This window comes from Phyllobacterium sp. 22229 (assembly GCF_052056495.1).
GTDB classification, from domain to species: domain Bacteria; phylum Pseudomonadota; class Alphaproteobacteria; order Rhizobiales; family Rhizobiaceae; genus Phyllobacterium; species Phyllobacterium myrsinacearum.
The window spans coordinates 16759-30751 of sequence record NZ_JBQEPA010000019.1; the positions used below are offsets into that span (position 1 = coordinate 16759).

At 62.7% G+C, this 13993-nt stretch carries 13 protein-coding genes; 8 read left to right on the forward strand and 5 right to left on the reverse strand.

Features of this window, described 5'->3' with window-relative positions:
* The first annotated feature begins 7 nt into the window (after nt 1-7).
* Together hemF and ACTJJ7_RS20920 are read left to right on the forward strand one after the other, a co-directional pair.
* On the forward strand, nt 8-922 hold the full coding sequence (gene hemF / locus ACTJJ7_RS20915; RefSeq protein ID WP_105732020.1) for an oxygen-dependent coproporphyrinogen oxidase: 915 nt from the start codon (nt 8-10) through the stop codon (nt 920-922).
* A 122-nt stretch (nt 923-1044) separates the two neighbouring features.
* Entirely contained in the window at nt 1045-1227 is a 183-nt protein-coding gene (locus tag ACTJJ7_RS20920) for a DUF1059 domain-containing protein (RefSeq protein ID WP_105732019.1), read from the forward strand.
* Here the strand turns inward: ACTJJ7_RS20920 and ACTJJ7_RS20925 are convergent.
* The 3 genes from ACTJJ7_RS20925 to ACTJJ7_RS20935 are packed head-to-tail and all read right to left on the reverse strand — an operon-like array spanning nt 1224 to nt 3738.
* Nucleotides 1224-2489, reverse strand: a complete 1266-nt coding sequence (locus ACTJJ7_RS20925) for a CCA tRNA nucleotidyltransferase (protein ID WP_440968751.1) — start codon at nt 2487-2489, stop codon at nt 1224-1226. The two genes, ACTJJ7_RS20920 and ACTJJ7_RS20925, sit on opposite strands and share 4 nt — an antisense overlap.
* Before the next feature lie 2 nt (nt 2490-2491).
* Entirely contained in the window at nt 2492-3133 is a 642-nt protein-coding gene (locus ACTJJ7_RS20930) for a CoA pyrophosphatase (protein ID WP_105732017.1), read from the reverse strand.
* Nucleotides 3130-3738, reverse strand: a complete 609-nt coding sequence (locus ACTJJ7_RS20935) for a DUF1285 domain-containing protein (protein WP_105732016.1) — start codon at nt 3736-3738, stop codon at nt 3130-3132. The genes ACTJJ7_RS20930 and ACTJJ7_RS20935 overlap by 4 nt, the downstream gene beginning before the upstream one ends.
* A 134-nt stretch (nt 3739-3872) precedes the next feature.
* On the opposite strand from ACTJJ7_RS20935, the gene ACTJJ7_RS20940 reads away from it, so the two are divergent.
* Genes ACTJJ7_RS20940 through ACTJJ7_RS20955 form a run of 4 tightly spaced genes read left to right on the forward strand, consistent with a single transcriptional unit; the run spans nt 3873 to nt 10708 of the window.
* Entirely contained in the window at nt 3873-4880 is a 1008-nt protein-coding gene (locus tag ACTJJ7_RS20940) for an AAA family ATPase (RefSeq protein ID WP_105732015.1), read from the forward strand.
* Entirely contained in the window at nt 4880-5794 is a 915-nt protein-coding gene (locus ACTJJ7_RS20945; protein ID WP_105732014.1) for a DUF58 domain-containing protein, read from the forward strand. The genes ACTJJ7_RS20940 and ACTJJ7_RS20945 overlap by 1 nt, the downstream gene beginning before the upstream one ends.
* On the forward strand, nt 5794-8625 hold the full coding sequence (locus ACTJJ7_RS20950) for a DUF4159 domain-containing protein (protein ID WP_440968752.1): 2832 nt from the start codon (nt 5794-5796) through the stop codon (nt 8623-8625). The genes ACTJJ7_RS20945 and ACTJJ7_RS20950 overlap by 1 nt, the downstream gene beginning before the upstream one ends.
* A 1-nt stretch (nt 8626) precedes the next feature.
* Nucleotides 8627-10708: a hypothetical protein gene (locus ACTJJ7_RS20955; protein WP_440968702.1), complete on the forward strand. Its 2082-nt coding sequence runs from the start codon at nt 8627-8629 to the stop codon at nt 10706-10708.
* Between the two features lie 8 nt (nt 10709-10716).
* Here the strand turns inward: ACTJJ7_RS20955 and ACTJJ7_RS20960 are convergent, their stop codons facing one another.
* Complete coding sequence (locus ACTJJ7_RS20960) at nt 10717-11229, reverse strand: GNAT family N-acetyltransferase (protein ID WP_440968703.1); 513 nt, start codon at nt 11227-11229, stop codon at nt 10717-10719.
* A gap of 300 nt (nt 11230-11529) precedes the next feature.
* On the opposite strand from ACTJJ7_RS20960, the gene ACTJJ7_RS20965 reads away from it, so the two are divergent.
* Entirely contained in the window at nt 11530-12507 is a 978-nt protein-coding gene (locus ACTJJ7_RS20965; RefSeq protein ID WP_440968704.1) for a glutathione S-transferase family protein, read from the forward strand.
* Nucleotides 12508-12510: 3 nt separating this feature from the next.
* Here ACTJJ7_RS20965 and ACTJJ7_RS20970 read toward each other — a convergent pair whose 3' ends face one another.
* Complete coding sequence (locus tag ACTJJ7_RS20970; RefSeq protein ID WP_440968705.1) at nt 12511-12981, reverse strand: NUDIX domain-containing protein; 471 nt, start codon at nt 12979-12981, stop codon at nt 12511-12513.
* An 85-nt stretch (nt 12982-13066) separates the two neighbouring features.
* Between ACTJJ7_RS20970 and ACTJJ7_RS20975 the strand changes: the two genes are divergently transcribed.
* Nucleotides 13067-13990 carry a metallophosphoesterase family protein gene (locus ACTJJ7_RS20975; protein WP_440968706.1) on the forward strand — a complete coding sequence of 308 codons (924 nt, stop codon included), beginning with the start codon at nt 13067-13069 and terminating at the stop codon, nt 13988-13990.
* Nucleotides 13991-13993: the final 3 nt, after the last annotated feature.

Genomic DNA, 13993 nt, shown 5'->3' on the forward strand with positions numbered 1-13993 from the left:
CGCTCATATGGACCGCCCGGATATTCCCGCCATCCTGCCTGAGGCACTTGAAGACAAGAAGACAGCCGCCACTGCGTGGTTTGCCGAATTGCGCGACAAGATCTGCGCCAGTTTCGAGCAGCTCGAGGATGATCTGGAAGGCCCCCTCTCCGACCGGCCGGCGGGCCGCTTCGTCCAGACGCCCTGGCAGCGCGAGGAAGGCAAAGGCGGCGGCGGGATCATGTCGATCATGCATGGCCGGGTCTTCGAGAAGGTCGGGGTTCACACCTCCACCGTCTATGGCGAATTTTCACCGGAATTCCGCAAGCAGATACCCGGTGCGGATGAAGATCCGCGCTTCTGGGCCTCGGGTATTTCACTGATTGCCCATCCGCAGAACCCGTTCGTCCCGGCAGTGCACATGAACACGCGCATGGTTGTCACCACCCGCCAGTGGTTTGGCGGCGGCGCCGACCTGACGCCGGTTCTCGACCGCAAGCGGACGCAGGAAGACGCGGACACCGCCGCTTTCCACAAGGCGATGAAATTCGTCTGCGACAAGCATGCGGCAGTCGCCAGCCACCAGAAGTTCAAGGACTGGTGCGACGAGTATTTTTATCTGCCGCACCGCAAGGAGCCGCGCGGTACGGGCGGCATTTTCTATGACTGGCTGCATTCCTCCGACGAGAATGGCGGCTGGGATGCCGACTTCGCCTTCACCCGCGACGTCGGCCGGGCCTTTTCGGTGGTCTACCCCTATCTCGTCCGGCAGAATTTCAACCGGGACTGGAGTTCCGAAGACCGGCAGGAACAACTGGTCCGGCGCGGACGCTACGTCGAATTCAACCTGCTCTATGATCGCGGCACCATCTTCGGCCTGAAGACCGGCGGCAATGTGGATTCGATCCTGTCGTCCATGCCGCCAACGGTCAAATGGCCGTGAACTGATTTTTTCAGGGATCAATCCGGGCTTTCATGCGTTATGGTGCTGCCGGTACGGTATCTAGCCGTATCTCGATGGAGAGGGCTCGCGTCACACCGGGCCCACAACAGGGAGAAAAGGCCATGAAAGAACTTCATTGCATCGTTCCCGGTTGCCAGTGGCATACCCGTCACGACACCGAAGCCGAGATCATCCGCCGCGCCACCGAGCACCTTCGCGAAACCCACGGCGAAACGGCCATTCGCGAAGCCATGCTCGAAACGATCAAGGCCAATATCCAGCCTGAAAAGGGCAAGGCAGCCTAGGCTTTCCCGATAAATTCGGGAATTCTGGCGAGCAGCGCATCGCGGTCGAGCGTGAAGCCCGAGTCAATCCAGACATCCTCAAGCGCGCGTTGCAGCTTGCCCACATCGGGGCCCTTTTCCAGACCGGCCGCAATGAGATCGCCGCCGGTGATGGGGAATTTGGGTTTCTCGTACGTCCTGGCAAATTCCAGAAGTTTTGACAGATGGCCGGCACGCATCATAGCGGCATTGTCATTGAGCGCCTCCATGCGCGCTGAAACCAAGGCAAGGCGCAGGCGGTCCATCATGCCCTGCTTCTCGCTGCGGTAAAGCCGCTTGGCAAACCCGCCCTCGGAAATTTCGGCATTGGGCAACACGGCACCAGCCCATGCCTGCAGCCGCTCGCGTTCCTGATTGGAAAGCTTGAGGCGCACCGCCATGGCGTGAATGCGCTCGGCATTGGGCGGGATCATGCTGGCAAGGCGCAGCAGCGGATCAGCCGCCCAGCCCAGCTCGTTCCCGGTCTTGACGAGACCATGGATCGCATCGATGCCCCATTTCTCACTCTCGGGCAAAACGGCCGTCAGCACGCCCGCCTGACGCATCCACAACAGCGCGCGCGAAGGATCCGGCGCCGCCAGCATTTTCTTCAGCTCCGACCAGATACGCTCCGCCGACAGCTGCGCCAGCCCATCCTTCAGGCGGGCGCAGGCCTTCAGGCCTTCGCTCTCGGGACGGCCATGGCCATACCAGGCAAAAAACCGGAAGAAGCGCAGGATGCGCAGATAGTCCTCGCGGATACGCTGCTCCGCGTCGCCGATGAAGCGCAGGGTCCGGCTTTCAATATCGGCAAGACCGCCGACCAGATCGACGATCGTGCCATCCGCCTCGACATAGAGCGCGTTGATGGTGAAATCGCGCCGGTTCGCATCGACCTGCCAGTCCCGGCCGAAGGCCACGGCGGCATGGCGCCCGTCGGTCTCGACATCGGCGCGCAACGTCGTCACCTCGAACGGCCGCTTGCCGGCGACAACGGTCACCGTGCCGTGGCTGATCCCGGTCGGCACGGCCTTGAACCCCGCCGCCTGTGCCCGGTGAATCGTTTCATCCGGCACACAGGTGGTCGCGATATCGAGATCGGACACCTCCTGCCCGAGAAGCGCATTGCGCACTGCACCGCCAACGACGCGTGCGCCCTCGCCATTGGCGGAAAGGGCAGCGAGCAATCTTTGCAGGGCCTCGTCCTTCAACCATGGGGCCTTGCCGGCAATCGAAACTGTCATGCTCAAGAATAGAGCCTTTCATAAAGTGTACGGATGATGCCCGCCGTGACGCCCCAGATGAAGCGGTCGCCAAACGGCATCGTATAATAGAAACGTTCCTTGTCCTGCCATATCCGGCTTTCCCTGCGGTGGTTGGCAGGATTCATCAGAAAGGACAATGGCACTTCGAAGACATCGGCCACTTCATCCGGGTTGGGCGTCAGGTCGAAGGGCGGATGAACGAGCCCGAGCACCGGGGTAATGGAATAACCCGTCGTGGTGAGATAGCGCGGCAGGCGGCCGAGAAGTTCGACATGCCGCCCTTCCAGCCCGATCTCCTCATGCGCCTCGCGCAGCGCCGCCTTTTCCGGCTGGAAATCATCTTCCGGATCGATGGCGCCGCCGGGAAACGCCACCTGGCCTGAATGCTTGCGCATGTTGGCATTGCGCAGGGTGAGAATGACACCCGCTTCATCCCCGTGATCGACGATGGGGATCAGCACCGCCGCCTCACGCAGTTTTGTCGCCGCGATCAGGGCATCGAGGTCCGGATTGAGCAGGTGGTCGCCATGATCGACACTCAGCGTCTCATGGCCCTTCGCCGCAACGCGCTGCGCAAAGGCCCGGGCCGAAAAGCCGTCATCCCTCAATATTGTCTGGTTCATAGACTTTGCTCTTCCAGTTCGCCCGATGGCATGATCGGAAAGACCGTACCGCCGGAACGCACGGCAAACATGGATTTGCCGCCAACGACGATATCTTCGCCATGGCTGACCAGTTCATACATGACCGGGCGGGCCAGCAGCGCTTCCAGCCGTCCGCGCACCAGCACGTAGGGCTTGAGGCCGCCATTGGCCGGGTCGATGACAAAGCGCAGGGGATTGCCGGCATTTGCCTCGACAATATCGCCGACATTGGTGCGGAAGGTCATGACCTGATCGCCGCCCTCGCCCGATACATTAAGCTCAACGCCAAGGAAGGGCGCATCCTCGACGCGGATGCCGACTTTCTCGACGGGCGTGACCAGATAGGTCTTGCCATCGGCATCCCGGCGTAGAACCGTGGAGAACAGCCGGACCAGCGGTGCGCGGCCGATAGGTGTTCCCATGTAGAACCAGGTGCCATCCGCCTTGATCTCCATATCAAGATCACCGCAGAAATCCGGGTTCCACTTTTCCACCGGCGGCAGGCCCTTGCCTTGTGCCGCGGCGCGCGAAATCAGCGCTTCAAGCCCTGCCGCATCGCGCAACGTGCCTTCTGACTGTGCCATACCAAGACCTTTTTGTTCATTCGTCACGAAATAGTCACCGTTAAACCGCTTGTCTGCATGTCATAGTGATTTAGACTCATTTAAGTGTGAAGCTGACCATAAACCAGCTCCGCAGGCCAGAGACGAGGTAAACCATGACAATCATCAAAACCGGGGAACCATCGGATCCGAAGGCCATGATAGCAGAGGCGGAAAAGGCTCTGGCCGATATCTCCAGGGTACGCGCTGCCGTCGGCACTGTCATCTTCGGCCAGGAAAGCGTGATCGAACGCACGCTCGTCGCGCTGCTTGCCGGCGGCCATGCCCTTCTCGTCGGCGTTCCCGGCCTTGCCAAGACCAAGCTCGTTGAAACCCTCGGTACCGTGCTCGGCCTCGATGAGCGCCGTGTGCAGTTCACGCCCGACCTGATGCCGTCGGACATTATCGGCTCGGAAGTCATGGAGCAGGACGACCATGGCAAGCGCTCGTTTCGCTATGTCAAAGGCCCGATCTTCGCCCAGCTGCTGATGGCTGACGAAATCAACCGCGCCTCGCCGCGCACCCAATCCGCCCTGCTGCAGTCCATGCAGGAATATCACGTGACCGTAGCCGGTGAACGGCACGACCTGCCGGCGCCGTTCCATGTGCTGGCGACGCAAAACCCGCTGGAACAGGAGGGCACCTATCCCCTTCCCGAGGCGCAGCTTGACCGCTTCCTCATGCAGATCGATATCCTTTATCCGGAACTCGACGCAGAGCGCCGCGTCCTGCTGGAAACCACCGGCACGTCCGAAGCCCGCGCGGCCAAGACCATCACTGCCGAGCGCCTGCGCGACATGCAGCAGCTGATCCGCCGGATTCCCGTGGCCGAAGGCGTTGTCGAAGCCATCCTCAAGCTCGTGCGTTCGGCCCGCCCCGGTGCGGACAACGATATCGCGCAAAAATTCATCGCCTGGGGCCCCGGCCCGCGCGCCAGCCAGGCGCTGATGCTGTGCGCGCGCGCCCGCGCGCTCTATGACGGGCGTCTCGCGCCGTCGATTGACGATGTCAGGGCGCTGGCCGAACCAGTTCTGCAGCACCGCATGGCACTGACCTTCGCTGCCCGCGCCGACGGCATGAACGTGCGCGAGGTCATCGCCAATCTGACCAAGGCCGCACTCTGATGGCAGCCATTGGCGCGCAGGTCGAGAAGACCGCGACACGCGAGGCACTGGCGCGTGCACGCCAGCGCGCCGCGCTGTTGCCCGATCTTCTGGTCGAAGCCCGCCGCATCGCCAACACCACCAATACCGGCTGGCATGGCCGCCGCAAGAGCGGCGTCGGCGAGACCTTCTGGCAATTCCGGCCCTACACGGACGGCGAAGCCATTGCGCGCATCGACTGGCGCCGGTCGGCGCGCGATGACCGCACCTATGTCCGGGATCAGGAATGGGAAGCCGCCCATACGGTCTGGCTCTGGGCTGATTCCTCGGCCTCCATGCTCTACAAATCGGATATGGCGCAGGTATCGAAGGAATCGCGCGCGCTCGTGCTCATCCTGGCGCTGGCCGAGCTTTTGTCGCGCAGCGGCGAGCGCATCGCCTTTCCCGGCGTCACCGATCCGGCCTCCGCCGCCAATGGCGCGGAGCGACTGGCGGTTGCATTGTCGCATGTCATCGATCTGCCGAAGCAACCGGATTTCAGCAAGGTCCGGCGCTTTTCCGATGTGGTGCTGGTCAGCGATTTTCTCGAGCCGGTCAGCGAAACGCTTGCCCTGCTCGAGCAGATTGCGCAGCGCGGCGCTCGCGCGCATCTGGTCGAAATCTACGATCCGGCCGAAGCGGATTTCCCCTACAAGCGGCGCACGGAATTCGTCGATCCGGAATCCGGCGCTGTTCTGACCGTTGGACGGGCGCAGGACTATGCCGAGGAATACAAGCGCCTGTTCCTTGCCCGGCGTGAAACGCTCAGCGCCTATTGCCGCCGCATCGGCTGGAGCTACACCGCCAACCGCACCGATCGCCTCGCCTCCGAAGCACTGGTTTCCGTACACCTGAACATGACCGCCGATGCCGGCTATCAGAGGACGGGCCTATGATGGGTGCCTTTCCTCTTGCCCTCGGTGCACCGGCAATCCTTTTCGGTCTTCTGGCCCTGCCTGTCATCTGGTGGCTGCTGCGCGCGACGCCGCCGCGGCCGGTCCGGGAATCCTTCCCCCCGCTGAAAATTCTGGCCCAGATCCTCAAGAAGGAGGAAACGCCGGACCGCAGCCCCTGGTGGCTGACGCTGCTGCGGCTTGTGCTCGCCGCGCTCGTCATTCTGGCGCTCGCCGAACCCGTATGGAATCCGCGCGCCGAGACTTTGAGCGGCAAGGAACCGGTCGCCATCGTGCTCGACAATGGCTGGTCTTCCAATGAGGAATGGGCCGCGCGCAAGGAAACGGCGGAACGGCTCATCGCCGATGCCAATGCCTCCGGCGCGCTGATCTACATCCTGGGTACGGCCGAGAAGCTGAATGCTGACGTCGGCCCGTTCGATGCCGCAACCGCGCTTGAGCGGCTGCGCGCGCTGAATGTCCGGCCGATTCCCGTCAACCGCAGCGCAGCCTTCGACCGGCTGAAGGCCGCCCTTGTCAATGTCAAAGGCGTGCGCGTCGCCTACCTCAACGATGGTGTCGACACTCCGCAGGCGGCGACAGCCGTCAAATCCATGGAGGGGAGCGGGATCGCCTCGGTGATCTGGTATCAGCCATCGATCGCAGCTCTTTCTGCCATCCGGCAGGTGGAGAACAATGCGAATGGACTGACGGTCCACGCCGTGCGTTCCGATGACAGCCGCGCCTCGGGCGGCATCACCATCGGCGCCTATGATGAAAAGGGCCGCCGCATCGCCGAAACCGGACTGGTTTTCCGGGCCAATGAAGCGGCCGGAGAGGCCGTCATCACGGCGCCCTATGAACTGCGCAACGACTTTCACAGCCTGCGCATCGACAACGCCCCGCATGCGGGCGCCACCTTCCTTGTCGACGACAACAACAAGCGCCGCCGCGTTGCCCTGCTGTCCGGTTCTGAAGCCGACCTGTCACAGCCGCTGCTGTCGCCGCTCTATTACATCTCGCGCGCGCTTGAGCCCTTCGCCGATCTCCTGCGGCCGCGCAATGCGGAACTGATCAAGGCCATCCCCGAACTCCTGGAGCAGAAGCCGTCCGTCATCATCATGGCCGATATCGGCAAGCTGCCCGGCGAGACCGAACAGGCCATGGTGGACTGGGTTGCCAAGGGCGGGACACTCATCCGCTTTGCCGGTCCGCGCCTTGCGGGCAACAGCGAACACGACCCGCTTCTGCCGGTCAATTTGCGCAAGGGGGAACGTTCCCTGGGCGGTGCCCTGTCGTGGAAGGAATCCCAGCCGGTTGCCGCGTTCCCGGATACGGGTCCGTTTGCCGGGCTGCCGACGCCGCAGGACGTCACGGTCAATCGCCAGGTGCTGGCAGAGCCCGCCATCGACCTTTTCGAGAAGAGCTGGGCCAATCTTGCCGACGGCACGCCGCTGGTGACGGGCGAGACCCGCGGGCGCGGTCAGATCGTCCTCTTCCACGTCACGCCGGAAGCCACGTGGTCGAACCTGCCGATCAGCGGCAGTTTTGTCGACATGCTGCACCGCATCGTCACCCTGTCGCGCAACACCGGACCATCGCCGCAGGAAAATGGCGCGGGGGCTTCCCGCGCCTTTCCGCCCTATCTGACATTGAACGCCGAAGGGGCTTTGACCCCTCCCGGCGCGGATGCCAAGCCGCTTATCCTCAAGCCGGGCGAAACCGGCACGGTGAGCTTTGACAATCCGCCCGGCTTTTACGGCGTCGAGGATTCCATGAGCGCCCTCAACCTCTTCAAGCCGGACAGCGGCATCAAGCCTCTGGTCCGTCCCGAGCTTGCCATTCCCGTGACCACGGCACGCTATGCCGTCGATGAATCGGTACCGCTGCGCGGTCCGCTCTTCGGGCTCGCCGCCCTGCTGCTGGCGCTCGATGCGCTTGCCATTCTCTGGCTCGGCGGGCATTTGCGCCGCCGCTTCAAGACGGCAGCAGCCGCCTCTCTCGCAATCCTCATCATTCCCGCCATCCTGGCATTCGGACCCTCTCCGGCCCATGCCCAGCAGAACGACAGCAAACCGGGCGACCAGACCATACTGGACGCGGTCAATGCCACGCATCTCGCCTATATCATCACCGGGGACCGTGCTATTGACGATATCAGCAAGGCAGGCCTTTTCGGGCTTTCCAGGGCGCTGGCCGACAGCACGGCGCTGGAGCCCGGCGATCCCATAGGCGTCAACCCCGAAACCGACGAGCTTGCCTTCTTTCCGCTCATCTACTGGCCCGTCGACGCCGCGGCCAAAATGCCGTCGCGGGACGCCATTGCCAAGATCGACGCCTATATGCAGCAGGGCGGAACCGTTCTGTTCGACACGCGCGATCAGGATGCCGCCGCCATCAGCTTCGACAACAGTTCGACCCCGGCCAATGCGCGCCTGCGCGACATTCTTTCCGGCATGAACATACCGGCGCTGGAACCGGTTCCAAACGACCATGTGCTGACCAAGGCCTTCTATATCCTGCAGGATTTTCCCGGCCGGTTCCGCGGCAGCCAGCTATGGGTACAGGCCTCGCAGGCACCCGAAGCCAACAAGGACCGTCCCGTGCGGGTCGGCGACGGCGTTTCCCCCATCATGATAACCGGCAATGATCTCGCCGGCGCCTGGGCCGTCAATGCCAGCGGTGCTCCCCTGCTCCCGACGATCCCCAACGATCCGGATCAGCGGGTCCTTGCCTATCGCGCGGGCATCAACATCGTCATGTACATGCTGACCGGCAACTACAAATCCGATCAGGTGCACGTGCCCGATCTTCTGAAGCGGCTGGCGAACTGACATGTATCTCTCCCTCGATTTCCAGCCCCTGCTGTCGACCCCGCTGCTGGCACTGCTGCTTCTGCCTTTGCTGGCGCTTGCATTGGCGGGCCTGTACCTGCGCCAGCGCGGCGGCGTGATCCGCCTGCTCGCCGTGGCCGCGCTCGCCATGGCCCTGTTCAATCCCGTTGTCATCAACGAGGAACGCGAGCCGCTCAAAAGCGTCGTCGCCGTGATCGCCGACCGCAGCCAGAGCCAGGATATCGGCGAGCGCACCGCCGATACGACCGAGGCGCTCAAGCAGGTCCAGGCCGCGCTGGCGCGCCTGCCGCAATTCGAGGTGCGGACCGTGGAAACCAACCGCGCCAGCGAAACCGACGATGCCACGGCCACGCGGCTGTTCCAGGCCATGAACGGCGCATTCCGCGATGTTCCGCCTTCGCGCATCGGCGGCGCCATCATGATCACCGACGGGCAAATCCACGATATCCCGAACAATGTCGCGGCGCTTGGTTTCAATGCACCGGTCCACGGGCTGATCACCGGACGTCCGGGCGAGATCGACCGGCGTATCCAGTTTGTGCGGGCGCCGCGCTTCGGCATTACCGGCAAGCCGCAGCAGATGACCTACAAGGTCACGGCCGCGGGTGAATCCCAGGGCGGCCGGGCACGCGTCACCGTGCGGGTGAACGGCAATGAGGTCACCTCCCAGGATGCCATCATCGGCCAGGAAATGCCGCTTGAAGTGACGCTGCCCCGCGCCGGCGTCAACATTGTCGAGCTGGCGGTCGACGCCGTTCCCAACGAGCTGACCGAAATCAACAACCGCGCCGTCGCCATGGTCGACGGCATCCGCGAAAACCTGAAAGTACTGCTGGTTTCGGGCGAGCCGCACAATGGCGAGCGCACCTGGCGCAACCTGCTGAAATCCGATGCATCGGTGGATCTGGTTCATTTCACCATTCTGCGCCCGCCGGAAAAGCAGGACAGCACGCCGATCAATGAACTGTCGCTGATCGCCTTCCCGACGCGGGAACTGTTCGTCGAGAAGATCGACCAGTTCGATCTCATCATTTTCGACCGCTATCAGCACCGCGACGTGCTGCCGCTGCTCTATTACGATTACATCAACGACTACGTGCAGAAGGGCGGCGCATTGCTGATTGCCGCCGGTCCTGAATATGCGGGCAACGTCTCCATCGCCAACACGCCGCTCCTGACCATCCTGCCGGCAACGCCGACGGGGGACGTTACCGAGAAAGCTTTCTATCCGCGCCTGAGCGACGACGGCAAACGCCATCCCGTGACGCGCGGGCTTGAAGGCAGCACACAGGAGCCGCCGCAGTGGAGCCGCTGGTTCCGCGTCATCGATGTCAACAAGCCGGAAGGCACGGTCGTGATGAATGCCGGCGACAAGCCGTTGCTCGTCCTCAACCGCATTGGTGAAGGCCGCGTCGGCATGTTCCTGTCCGATCAGGGCTGGCTGTGGGCGCGTGGCTTTGAAGGCGGCGGCCCGCATGCGGCGCTCTACCGCCGCATTGCCCATTGGCTGATGAAGGAACCGGAACTGGAAGAGGAAGCCCTGACAGCGACCGGCAGCGGCCGCAACCTCGAAATCCGCCGCCAGACGATGAAGAAGACCGCCCAGCAGGCCAGCATCATCACGCCATCGGGCAAGAAGCAGGACATCCCGCTCACTGAGACCGAGCCTGGCGTATTCAGCGCCTCGGTGCCGACAACGGAAATCGGCCTGTTTCAGGTTGCCAATGGCGATCTGACGACGCTTGCCCATGTCGGGCCGGTCGATGCACCAGAATTTGCGGACTATATATCGACGACAGCCAAGCTCGACGGCTTCGCCCGCGAAACCGGCGGCGGTGCCCGCCGCTTGCGGGCAACCGCAGACCAGGCATCGATCGAAGTGCCCAGCATCGTCGCTTCGCGCAGCTTCGCCAGCGCCAGCGGCGACAACTGGATCGGGTTGCGGCCGACGAGTGAAACGGTCCTGAAGAGCGTCAACCGCCTGCCGCTGTTCTCCGGCTTCCTCGGACTTGCCGCGATGATCCTCGTCCTTGGCAGCATGTGGTACCGCGAAGGCCGGTGATTACCGGCCTACTGACCGTCAATCCCCGCATGCCGTACCCGGCCCTGCACATCTTTCAGGGCGCGCGGCGTGAGTTCGCAGGCAAGGAACCGCGATGGTTCGACCGGCGCAGGCATCTCGATCTGATGCCCGACAATGGGGCGGAAGCCGAATGGCGCATAATAGGGCTCGTCCCCCACCAGAATGACCAGCTTGTGACCGGCAAGCCGGGCGGCTTCCATGGACATGCGCATGAGCGCCGCGCCGATGCCCTGTTTTTTCCAGGCGGGCCGGACTGCTAGCGGACCGAGCAGCATCGCCGGTGTCTTGCCGATCAGGATGGGCGTCAGCCGCACCGACCCCACCACATGCTCGCCGTTCAGCGCGACAAAGGACAGGGCACGGTCATGCGGACCGCCCTCGCGGATGCGGTAGGCGGCACGGGTGAAACGGCCGGGGCCGAAAGCTTCCTTGTTGATGTCTTCGATGGCAGCGTCATACACCGGTTCTTCCGGCGCGTAGGTCACGACATGGGTCAGCATGCTGGGTATCTTCATAAAGGAGTAGACAATGGCCTTTGGCCAACACAGGAACGTCCGCCGCGCTGTTCAAGCGCCGGTTCGGGTTTCATCGTCGGATGAAGAGGAATCCTGTCACAAAATGTCTCCTTTTTTCCCGCGTAGCATCTCAGCCGCCCGCCGTAAACCGATTTTCGCGCGCCCATGGCAAAAAGTGACACTCTGTTCACCCGGGCCGGGGTGGTTTGAACGGCATTTGTGTCTAGGTATAGGCAATAAACGCAGGCATCATTGCACGCAGGTTTGCGAGCCAAGGAGTATGAAATGGGTCTTCTGATTGACGGCAAGTGGCACGACCAGTGGTACGACACCAAGGACAGCGGCGGGCGCTTCATCCGTTCGGAATCGCAATTCCGCAACTGGGTGACGGCGGATGGCTCTGCCGGTCCATCGGGCAAGGGCGGCTTCAAGGCCGAGGCCGGACGCTATCACCTCTATGTTTCCTATGCCTGTCCCTGGGCGCACCGCACGCTGATCTTCCGCGCGTTGAAGAAGCTCGAGGATGTCATTTCCGTATCCGTGGTCGATCATTTCATGGGTGCGGAAGGCTGGACCTTCCATGCCGTGGACGGCGCCACGCCGGATCACCTCTTCGGTTCGAAACGGCTTCACGAAATCTACACGCGCGCTGATCCTTCCTATTCCGGCCGCGTGACGGTGCCTGTTCTGTGGGACAAGCAGCAGAACACCATTGTTTCGAACGAGTCCTCCGAAATCATCCGCATGCTCAACACGGCGTTCGACGCCTTTGGCGATGCATCGCAGGATTTCTACCCCGACGCCCTGCGCAGCGAGATCGACGCCGTCAATGCCCTCGTCTATCCCAATATCAACAATGGCGTATACCGCGCAGGCTTTGCCACCACGCAGGAAGCCTACGGGGAAGCGTTCGACCAGCTGTTTGCCACACTCGATCAGCTGGAGGAGCGTCTCGGCAGGCAGCGCTATCTCGCGGGCAATCGGGTTACCGAGGCGGACTGGCGGCTGTTCACCACCCTGCTGCGCTTTGATCCGGTTTATGTCGGGCATTTCAAATGCAACCGCCAGCGCATCGCCGACTATCCGAACCTGTCCAATTACACCCGCGATCTCTACCAGGTGCCTGATGTGGCCGGGACCGTGAACATGCTGCACATCAAGGCGCATTATTACGGTAGCCACAAAACCATCAATCCGACAGGTATCATCCCCAAAGGGCCGCAGGTGGATTTTGCCGCGCCGCATGACCGGGACCGGTTCTGAAACTCACCAGGTGAGCGATATCTCGGCGCCATCGAGAATTTCGGCAAGCCGCCGCCGCGTCGCGGCGGTGGTGCCTTCCGGCAGGGCATCGAGCCGGAAAAATCCGGCCTCGGCGATTTCGCGGTCCGGCAGGCGCGGTGCGGTCTGCCGGAACGAACGGCAGACATAGAGCGCGACATGATCGCGCTTCGAGGCATGCGCATTGTGATAGATGGCAAAAAGCTGCGGCCTGGCCGTCAACTCGATATTGCCTTCTTCTATCAACTCCTTTGCCAGCGTGTGTTCGACCGTATGGCCGGTTTCCACGCCGCCGCCGGGAAACTGCCAGCCGGGCACATAGGTATGCCTGATGAGAAAGACCGACCGGGCCGCTTCGTCGAGGATCACGCCGCGCGCGCCCAATGTCATCGGGCGCCGCAGGAGAAAGTAGGTGTGAAACAGGCGATGCCGCCATTTCACGTTTTTGTCAGCCATTTCACCGGTCCTAAATGGGAACCCTGCTGCAGAGCAAAGGTTCTAACACTGGATTCCTACACCAGAGTCTCTTAAAGCTGGCATAATGTTTCGTCTCGCACATATCTCCGACATCCACCTGTCGCCCCTGCCCGCGCCAAGTCTGCGCGAGCTCGTGTCAAAACGCATCACCGGCTATATCAACTGGCGGTCCAACCGCAAGGGTTCGATGACCGAAGGCACGCTCGATACCCTGATTGCCGATCTGAAGACGCAGGCGCCGGACCATCTGGCGGTGACGGGCGATCTGGTCAACCTCGCGCTGGACGAGGAACTGGAGACCGCCGAGCGCTGGCTCAAAACCCTGGGCAATCCGCATGACGTGTCGGTTGTCCCCGGCAATCACGATGCCTATGTGCCCGGTGCTTTGAAAAAGACCCGGCGTTACTGGGCGCCATGGATGCTGGGCGACCGCGAGGCCGCCGAACACCGTCCGGTTGAGTTCCCTTACCTGCGGGTCCGCGGCGACGTCGCCCTGATCGGCGTGTCATCGGCCCGTGCCACCGCACCGTTCATGGCAACCGGCGATCTGCGCGACCGGCAGGCACGCCGCCTCGGCGAAATCCTTGGGGAGACCGGCAACCGCGGCCTGTTCCGGGTGATCATGATCCATCACCCGCCGGTACGCGGCGCGGCGCCGTCGCACAAGCGGCTGCTCGGCATCGGCCTGTTCCAGCGGACCGTGCGGCGGCACGGGGCGGAACTTGTCCTGCATGGCCATACGCATCTGGCGACACGCTACGAGATCGACGGCCCCGGCTGGAAGATACCCGTCATTTGCGTCCCTTCCGCCAGCCAGAGCTTCGGTGGCCACAAGCCCCCGGCGCGCTTTAATATCTTTGCCATCGCGAAGACGGCCTCCGGCTGGTCATGCCGCATGACCGAGCGCGGCATCGTCGATGCCGCCATGACCATCAGCACGATAGCCGAGCATGAGCTTCACGTTGGCGTTGTATCTGCGCCCGCCTGAGCG

Excerpts from the sequence above, each read along its gene's own strand:
- ACTJJ7_RS20975 (WP_440968706.1), top strand. The coding sequence starts at position 13,067 with ATGTTTCGTCTCGCACATATCTCCGACATCCACCTGTCGCCCCTGCCC.
- ACTJJ7_RS20920 (WP_105732019.1), top strand. The coding sequence starts at position 1,045 with ATGAAAGAACTTCATTGCATCGTTCCCGGTTGCCAGTGGCATACCCGT.
- hemF (WP_105732020.1), top strand. The coding sequence starts at position 8 with ATGGACCGCCCGGATATTCCCGCCATCCTGCCTGAGGCACTTGAAGAC.
- ACTJJ7_RS20955 (WP_440968702.1), top strand. The coding sequence starts at position 8,627 with ATGTATCTCTCCCTCGATTTCCAGCCCCTGCTGTCGACCCCGCTGCTG.
- ACTJJ7_RS20935 (WP_105732016.1), bottom strand. The coding sequence starts at position 3,738 with ATGGCACAGTCAGAAGGCACGTTGCGCGATGCGGCAGGGCTTGAAGCG.
- ACTJJ7_RS20970 (WP_440968705.1), bottom strand. The coding sequence starts at position 12,981 with ATGGCTGACAAAAACGTGAAATGGCGGCATCGCCTGTTTCACACCTAC.
- ACTJJ7_RS20965 (WP_440968704.1), top strand. The coding sequence starts at position 11,530 with ATGGGTCTTCTGATTGACGGCAAGTGGCACGACCAGTGGTACGACACC.
- ACTJJ7_RS20940 (WP_105732015.1), top strand. The coding sequence starts at position 3,873 with ATGACAATCATCAAAACCGGGGAACCATCGGATCCGAAGGCCATGATA.
- ACTJJ7_RS20930 (WP_105732017.1), bottom strand. The coding sequence starts at position 3,133 with ATGAACCAGACAATATTGAGGGATGACGGCTTTTCGGCCCGGGCCTTT.
- ACTJJ7_RS20950 (WP_440968752.1), top strand. The coding sequence starts at position 5,794 with ATGGGTGCCTTTCCTCTTGCCCTCGGTGCACCGGCAATCCTTTTCGGT.
- ACTJJ7_RS20925 (WP_440968751.1), bottom strand. The coding sequence starts at position 2,489 with ATGACAGTTTCGATTGCCGGCAAGGCCCCATGGTTGAAGGACGAGGCC.
- ACTJJ7_RS20945 (WP_105732014.1), top strand. The coding sequence starts at position 4,880 with ATGGCAGCCATTGGCGCGCAGGTCGAGAAGACCGCGACACGCGAGGCA.
- ACTJJ7_RS20960 (WP_440968703.1), bottom strand. The coding sequence starts at position 11,229 with ATGCTGACCCATGTCGTGACCTACGCGCCGGAAGAACCGGTGTATGAC.